This is a genomic window from Streptomyces sp. NPDC059695 (assembly GCF_042733785.1).
Lineage (GTDB): Bacteria > Actinomycetota > Actinomycetes > Streptomycetales > Streptomycetaceae > Streptomyces.
In genome coordinates, this window is the sequence record NZ_JBHWFF010000018.1 from 171,316 (window position 1) to 178,740 (window position 7,425).

Consider the following 7,425-nt stretch of genomic DNA (forward strand, 5'->3'; position numbering starts at 1 on the left):
GGGGGCCCCCCCCGCCTCCGCGGGGGTGGACGCGGCGCCCCCCCCCGGCCCCCCCCCCCCGCCCCCCCCCCGCCCGGGGGGGGCCCCCCCCCCCCCCCCCCCCACCCCGTCGGTTCGGCACACGACGGGACCGTCCGCGCCGTGCGCGGCCGGGCCCCGCTCCCCCCGACCACGCCCGTACGCATCGCCCCGCCTCCACGGAAAGTTGGACATGACCCGCACGAAGCGCTTCCTCATCGGCGCCGTCCTCGCCGCCGCCGCCCTCGCCGTCGCCGCCGTCGTCGCCTCTCCGGCACCGGCCGACCCGCACCTCACCGGTGCTCCGCCCACGAAGGACGTCCCGGCCACGGACCTCGGCACGGACAACATCCACGCGACCTGATCGCCGCCGCCGGACCGGGCGTCCACGCCGGCACCGCCGGTGAGGGGCCCGCCCCGCCGACGGGCCGGCGTCCGTCCGGGAGGCGTGGCACCCGACGCGCCTCCCCGTCCGTCACCCCGTCGCCGCCCGCTCCCTCAGCTCCCCCTTCACCACCTTCCCGCTGGCGTTCCTGGGCAGTTCCGGCACGAACTCGACCTCGCGCGGGACCTTGTAGTTCGCCATCTCCCGGCGCGACCAGGCGATCAGGTCGTCCGCCGTGACCCGGGCCCCCGCCCGCCGGACCGCGTAGGCCTTGCCGACCTCGCCCAGGCGCGGGTCCGGGATGCCGATGACGGCGACGTCCGCGATGTCGGGGTGCAGGCCGAGGAGCTGCTCGATCTCGGCAGGGTAGGCGTTGAAGCCGCCCACGATGAACATGTCCTTCAGCCGGTCGGTGATCCGGAGGTTGCCGGCCTCGTCCAGGACGCCGATGTCGCCCGTGTGCAGCCAGCCGTCCGCGTCGATCGCCGCCGCCGTCGCCGCCTCGTCCTCGAAGTAGCCGCTCATGACGTGGTGGCCGCGGACCAGGACCTCGCCGGAGTCGGAGAGCCGGACCTCGGTGCCGGGGATCGGGCGGCCCGAGGTCGTGGCGACGGTCTCGTCGGGGTCGTCGCGGCGGCACATGGTGACGACGCCGCTCGCCTCGGAGAGGCCGTACGCGGTGAGGACCGTCCCCACGCCGAGCTCGTCGCGCAGGCGCTCGACGAGCCGCAGCGGGACCACGGCCGCGCCCGTGACGACCAGGCGGAGGGTGGAGGGCCCGGCCGCGGGGCGGGACGGGTGGTCCAGGAGCGACTGGTGGAGGGTGGGCGGGCCGGGGAGGACGGTGATGCGTTCGGCGGCGATGTTGGCGAGGACGGTGTCCACGGTGAAGACGGACTGCGGGACGATCACCGCGCCCCGCATCAGGCAGGCGAGGATGCCGGCCTTGTAGCCGAAGGTGTGGAAGAAGGGGTTGACCACGAGGTAGCGGTCGCCCTCCGCCAGTCCGGCGAGCTCGGACCAGACCGCGTAGCAGCGCAGGGACTGGGCGTGGCTGATGACGGCGCCCTTGGGACGGCCGGTGGTGCCCGAGGTGTAGATGATGTCGGAGGGGGCCGCGGGGCCGATCCCGTCGGCCCGGGCGCGGACGCGGGCGGCCGGGACGCCGTCGCCCGACGCGAGGAAGGCCTTCCAGGTGGTCCACTCGGCCTCGTCGGGCGCGGTGTCGCCGAGGACCACGACCTTCTCCAGGTGCGGGAGCGCGATTCCGGAGCGGCGCAGGGAGGCCACGTACGAGGTGCCGAGGAAGGTGCCGGTGACGAAGAGCAGCCGGGCCCGGGAGCGGCGGAGGACGTCGGCCGCCTCGGTGCCCTTGAAGCGGGTGTTGAGGGGGACGAGGACGGCTCCGGCGGTGACCGCGCCGAGGGCGGAGACGATCCAGTCGAGGGTGTTGGGGGCCCAGACCGCGACCCGGTCCCCGGTCCGTATCCCGGTGGCGAGGCAGGCGGCGGCCGCCCGCTCGACGCGTGCGCCGAGTTCGGCGTAGCTGACGCGGACGCGGCCGTCGACGACGGCCTCCCGCGGCCCGTACCGCTCGGCCGCCGCCCGTACGAGCCCGGGGATCGTGCCCCACTCCAGGTCGCCGCGCAGGTCCATACCCAACCTCCCTGTAGCTGACTATCCGTCAGATTAGTTGTAGCCTGACGCGCTGTCAGCAGTGCTGCCCCATGAGGAGGTTCGGTGCTCAAGGACGCCACGGCCATCGTCGGCATAGGACAGACCGCCTTCGCGAAACAGCTCCCCGAGACCGAGAGGGCCCTGGCCTGCCGGGCGATCCTCGCCGCTCTCGACGACGCCGGCATCGACCCCTCCGAGGTCGACGCCTTCGCCTCGTACACGATGGAGGAGACCGACGAGGTCGAGGTGGCGAAGGCCATCGGGGCCGGTGACGTCACCTTCTTCTCCAAGGTCGGCTACGGCGGCGGCGGGTCCTGCGCCACCGTCGGCCACCTCGCCGCCGCGATCGCCACCGGGCAGGCGAGCGTCGGCGTCGCCTGGCGGTCCAGGAAACGCGGCTCGGGACCCCGCCCCTGGAAGAACACCGCCGTCCAGCTGCCCACCCCCGGCCAGTGGACCCGCCCCTTCGGCCTGCTCCGCCCCGCCGACGAGATCGGCATGCTCACCCGCCGCTACATGCACGAGTACGGCGCCACCCGCGACCACCTCTTCAACGTCGCCCTGGCCTGCCGCAACCGTGCCAACCAGAACCCCGCCGCGATCATGTACGAGCGCCCGCTGACCCGCGAGATGTACATGACCGCCCGCTGGATCAGCGAACCCCTCTGCCTCTTCGACAACTGCCTGGAGACCGACGGTGCCCTCGCCTGCGTGATCGTGAGCGCCGAACGCGCCCGCGACTGCCGGCAGAAGCCCGTCTACGTGCACGCCGCGGCCCAGGGCCTGCCCGCCCAGCACCACGGCATGGTCAACTACTGGAACGACGACCCGCTCTCCGGCCCCGCCTGGACCGCCGCCCGCCACCTCTGGAAGCAGGCCGACTTCGGGCCCGCCGACGTCGACGTCGCCCAGATCTACGACGCCTTCACCCCGCTCGTCCCCCTCTCCCTGGAGGGCTACGGCTTCTGCGGACGCGGCGAGGGCGGCGCCTTCACCGAGGGCGGCGCCCTGGAGATCGGCGGCCGGCTGCCGCTCAACACCGGCGGCGGCGGGCTCTCCGAGGCGTACGTGCACGGCTTCAACCTCATCAACGAGGGCGTGAAGCAGCTCCGCGGCACCTCCACCGCCCAGGTCCCCGACGCGGCCACCTGCCTGGTCACCGCGGGCGAGGGCGTCCCCACATCGGCGATTCTCCTCAGGAGCTGACATGCTGAACCCCGTCATCGACGAAGACGGCGCCCCCTTCTGGGAGTTCACCGCCCGCGGCGAACTCCGGATCCAGGCCTGCGCCGCCTGCGGCGAGCTCCGCTTCCCGCCCCGTCCCTGCTGCCCGCACTGCCGGTCCTTCGACAGCGAGTGGCGGCTCATGTCGGGGCGCGGCCGGATCTGGTCGTACGTCCTGCCCCACCCGCCGCTCCTGCCCGACTACGCCGCCCAGGCCCCGTACAACGCGGTGCTCGTCGAGCTCGCCGACGCCCCCCGCATCCGCCTCGCCGGCAACGTCGTGGCCGACCCGGACGCCCCCCTGAACTCGGTCGACCCGGCCCGGCTCCGCATCGGCGCCCCCGTCCGGGTCGCCTTCACCGAGATCGACGGCGTCTCCGTCCCCCGCTGGCTCCTGGAGCGCGCGTGAGCATCCGCGTCGAGCGCGACAAGGAGACGGGCGTCGCGGTCGTCACCCTCGACCGGGCGGCGAAGCACAACGCGATCACCCTGGAGATGGCCCGCGAACTCGCCGCCGTCTGGAAGGGGTTCCGGTACGAGGACGACGTCCGGGCGATCGTCGTCACCGGGGCCGGCGGCCGGGCCTTCTGCACCGGGATCGACCGCGAGGACGCCGGAAGGATCCCGCAGCCCTCGTCCCCGTACACGATCGACGACCCCCTCCTCACCCTCGGCCCCAAGGCCAACGACCTGTGGAAGCCGGTGATCGCCGCGGTCGAGGGCATGGCCTGCGGCGGGGCGTTCTACCTGCTCGGCGAGGCGGAGTTCGTCATCGCGGGCGAGGGCGCCGCCTTCTTCGACCCGCACACCACCTACGGGATGGTCAGCGCCTTCGAGACCATCCACATGATGCGGAGGATGCCGTACGGGGAGGTCGCCCGGATGGCCCTCATGGGCACCGCCGAGCGGATCTCCGCCCGGCGCGCGTACGAGACGGGGCTGGTCACCGAGCTGACCCCGCCGGGCGGCGCGCTCGACGCCGCGCGGGCGGCCGCCGCCGTCATCGCCTCCCACCCGACCGAGGCCGTGCAGGGGACGGTACGTGCGCTGTGGTCGGTCGACGGGGCCGCCCGCGCCCAGGCCTTCGCCCACGCCCCGCACCTGGTGACGCTCGGGAACCTCCCGGCGGACCGGCAGACGGAGCTGTTCACCCGGAGGGGTGGCGGACACCGGCTCCGGTAGCGGACGCGAAGGCCTGTTTCAAGGGATCTTCGTTTGATGAAACACCGCGAACTGCGCACGACGCCGATCCGCTGGAACCGACCCCCGGCGCCGCTACTTCTTCCGTACGTCGTACACCCAGCAGTCCCTGACCGACGAGACGGTCTTCGGGTTCTTCATCGCGACCTCGAAGGTCTTCTCGTCGTAGGCCCCGACGGTGACGAGGGCCGTCGTCGAGTCGACCGCCGACCCCGTGGCGCCCTTGAACTCCAGGGTCACCTCGTACGTGCCCTCCAGCGCGTCGTGCGAGGTGATCCGCAGGGTCGACGTGGTGTCCGCCTTCCGGGCGGGCCTGCCCCTTCGCTTCTTCTGGGCGGGCTTCACGCAGTCGACGACCACGACCTCGGCCGCCGCCGAGGTGGGGGAAGGGCTGGCGGAGGCCGTGGAGCCTCCCGAACCGCTGTAGTCGTCGTTGCTCTTCTCGTCGCTGGAGCAGCCGCCGCCCGAATCGTCGTCGTCGTGGGAGCCCGAGTGGCTCCGGCTCTTGCCGCTCTTGCTCTTCCCGCTGCCGCCGCCGCTGCCGTGGCCGCCCTTGCCGGTGTGGAATCCGGTCAGCGCGAGGACCACCACCGTGAGCGTCGCCGCGAGCTTCAGACGCGTCCTTACCATCGCCGCACCCTCGTCCTTTCTGTCGTGTCCGCGCCACACTAGCGCCGTTCCCGCGCCATCTGGCGGGCCCCCCTCACCCGGCGTAGCGTCGTGAACGAGAGCCGGACCGCCGAGGAGGCCGCATCGATGATCCGCAACATCGCCGGCTCCGTCCTGGCTCTCGCCGGAGCGACGGCCGCCGTCTGGAGCCCCTTCCGTGCCTGGTACGACGGCCGTCACGGGCGTGACTACGCCATCGGAGACCTGTTCACCGGCATCACCCAGGCGAAGGCCGACGTCGTGGGGTCGATCCTGCTCCCCTTCGCGTTCGCCGCGCTCGTCACCCTCGTCGGCGTCCTGCTCCGCTCCCGCCTGCTCGTTGCCCTCGCCGGGCTCGTCGTCCTCGGATTCACGGTCCTGTGGATGGTGCGGGTCGGCCAGGCCGAGGGCAGCCTGGCGGTCGGCCCGGACGGCGCGGGGCTCGGCGACGGCGTCGCGAACGCCCTCGGCGGCGGGGTCCTGCTGCTCCTGGGCGCGCTCGTGATGTCGGGGCGGCGCCCGCGCCACCACCGGGTGGACGTGTCCCACGGTCCCGCGGGTCCGGCCCCGGAGCCCCGCCCGGAGACCCCGGCCCCGTACCCGGAGACGCCGTACCCGGGCGCCCCGGACGCCCCGGACGCCCCGGACGCTCCGTACGCGGAGACCCGGACCCTCGACGTGCCCGGCGGGCCGCCGCCCGCGCCGGACCCGGAACGGAGGAATTCGCCGCCCGGGAGCTAGTCCGGGAGCGGCGGGTTCGGGTGCGTCCGGCTACGGGCGGGCCGTCGCGCCCCGGTTGCCGGTCGCCGTGCCCTTGACCGCGTCCAGCGCGTACACACAGCGGTCCTTGCTGCACGCGTACACGACACCGCCCTTCGCCACCGGCGAGCCGGTGATCTCGCCGCCGGTCGCGAGCTTCCAGCGGAGCTGTCCGCCGGTCGCGTCCAGGGTGTACAGGACGTGGTCGGCCGAACCGAAGTGCACCCGGCCGTCGGCGACGACCGGGGAGCCGACCAGCTCGCCGCCCGCGGCGAACCGCCACCGGGGGGTGCCGGTGACCGCGTCGAGCGTGTAGAGCGCGCTGCCGCTGCCGACGTGGACGTTGCCGTCGGCGACGAGGACCGGCTCGGCGGACTGGCGCGGTTCGGTCGCGATCCGCCAGCGGTCCTGCCCGGTGGTCGCGTCGAGCGCGTACACCGTGCCGAGGTGGTCCGACAGGTACACCCCGCCGCCGGTGACCGCCGGTCCCGGCGCGAACGCGGGCGGGGACAGGAACACGGCCGGCGCCTCGAAGTGCCAGCGGACGCGCCCGCCGGCGATGTCGATCGACAGCACCCGGGTCCCGGCGGAGACGTACACGCAGCCGTCCTCGGCCGGAGCCACCCGGACGGGCACGTTCGCACAGGAGGCGGCGTCCCCGATCGGGTAGGACCAGCGCTCCACGCCCGTGCGGGCGTCGAGGGCCTGGAGCCGGGCGTCCCGCCACACGTACACGGTGTCGCCGTGCACCGCGGGCCCCGCCTCCGGGGTCTCGAAGTCGGTCTGCGCGCCGGTGACCTCCCACAGCTTGGCGCCGTTCGAGGCCTCCCAGCCCTGCACCCCGCCGCCGCGCGTCCCGGTGACGACCGTGCCCCGGTCGACCTGGAGGGAGTACACCCAGGCGTCCGTCTGCAGTCGCCAGCGCTCGCTGCCGTCGGTGGCGTCGAGGGCGTACAGCGTGGGCCCGTCGGAGGCGTGGATGCGGCCCGAGGCCACGGCCATCGACCAGGCCACGTCCCGGGTCTTGAACTGCCGCCGGCCGCTCCCCGTGTCCAGGGCGTGCACCTCGAACGAGGTCACGTACAGCAGGTCGCCGTCGACGACCGGGGTACCCCAGACGTCGTTCGACATGCGGAAGCGCCAGGGCCGCCAGTGGCCGGGCTCCGGCGGGGGCTGCGGCGCCGCCGGGTCGGCGCCCTGCGGGGGCACCGGACGGGAGCCGTGCTGCGGGGCGTGCTCGGCACCGTGCGGGCCGCCGCCGGGCGGGCGGATCCAGCCGGTCGCGGGGCCCGCGTCGGCGCCCCGGCCGACGGCGAGCGCCGCGCGGGTGTCGGCGACCCGGGGACCGGGACCGATCGGCACGGTCGCGCCGCCGAGGCGTACGGGACCGCCCGCGCTCTCGACGGGACCGGCGTGCCGGCCGCCGACGGGCGCGTGGTCCGGGGCGCGCTCCGGCCGCTCCGGCGCGCGGTCCGGGAAGCGGGGGTCCTGGCGCGGGCCCGGCGGGTCCGCCG

General features: G+C 74.5%; 8 protein-coding genes. 5 read left to right on the forward strand and 3 right to left on the reverse strand.

The window, feature by feature from the left end; genetic code table 11:
- Positions 1-211 precede the first annotated feature (211 nt).
- Complete coding sequence (locus ACFV2S_RS23230; RefSeq protein WP_385562229.1) at positions 212-382, forward strand: hypothetical protein; 171 nt, start codon at positions 212-214, stop codon at positions 380-382.
- Between the two features lie 111 nt (positions 383-493).
- On the opposite strand, the gene ACFV2S_RS23235 is transcribed toward ACFV2S_RS23230, so the two are convergent.
- The gene (locus ACFV2S_RS23235; protein ID WP_385562272.1) at positions 494-2,053 is read right to left on the reverse strand and encodes a FadD3 family acyl-CoA ligase; all 1,560 of its coding nucleotides are present in this window, start codon (positions 2,051-2,053) and stop codon (positions 494-496) included.
- Positions 2,054-2,143: 90 nt separating this feature from the next.
- Between ACFV2S_RS23235 and ACFV2S_RS23240 the strand changes: the two genes are divergently transcribed.
- Genes ACFV2S_RS23240 through ACFV2S_RS23250 form a run of 3 tightly spaced genes read left to right on the forward strand, consistent with a single transcriptional unit; the run spans position 2,144 to position 4,486 of the window.
- Entirely contained in the window at positions 2,144-3,286 is a 1,143-nt protein-coding gene (locus tag ACFV2S_RS23240; RefSeq protein WP_385562232.1) for a lipid-transfer protein, read from the forward strand.
- 1 nt (position 3,287) lies between these two features.
- A complete protein-coding gene (locus ACFV2S_RS23245) occupies positions 3,288-3,713 on the forward strand; it encodes a Zn-ribbon domain-containing OB-fold protein (RefSeq protein ID WP_383796673.1) in 426 nt (141 codons plus the stop codon).
- Positions 3,710-4,486: an enoyl-CoA hydratase/isomerase family protein gene (locus tag ACFV2S_RS23250; protein WP_385562237.1), complete on the forward strand. Its 777-nt coding sequence runs from the start codon at positions 3,710-3,712 to the stop codon at positions 4,484-4,486. Before ACFV2S_RS23245 ends, ACFV2S_RS23250 begins: the two co-directional genes overlap by 4 nt.
- Positions 4,487-4,579: 93 nt before the next feature.
- Here the strand turns inward: ACFV2S_RS23250 and ACFV2S_RS23255 are convergent, their stop codons facing one another.
- The gene (locus ACFV2S_RS23255) at positions 4,580-5,134 is read right to left on the reverse strand and encodes a hypothetical protein (RefSeq protein ID WP_385562240.1); all 555 of its coding nucleotides are present in this window, start codon (positions 5,132-5,134) and stop codon (positions 4,580-4,582) included.
- A 90-nt stretch (positions 5,135-5,224) separates the two neighbouring features.
- On the opposite strand from ACFV2S_RS23255, the gene ACFV2S_RS23260 reads away from it, so the two are divergent.
- On the forward strand, positions 5,225-5,893 hold the full coding sequence (locus ACFV2S_RS23260; protein WP_385562244.1) for a hypothetical protein: 669 nt from the start codon (positions 5,225-5,227) through the stop codon (positions 5,891-5,893).
- Between the two features lie 30 nt (positions 5,894-5,923).
- On the opposite strand, the gene ACFV2S_RS23265 is transcribed toward ACFV2S_RS23260, so the two are convergent.
- The coding region (locus tag ACFV2S_RS23265) for a PQQ-binding-like beta-propeller repeat protein (protein ID WP_385562247.1) at positions 5,924-7,425 on the reverse strand (1,502 nt) is incomplete at its 5' end.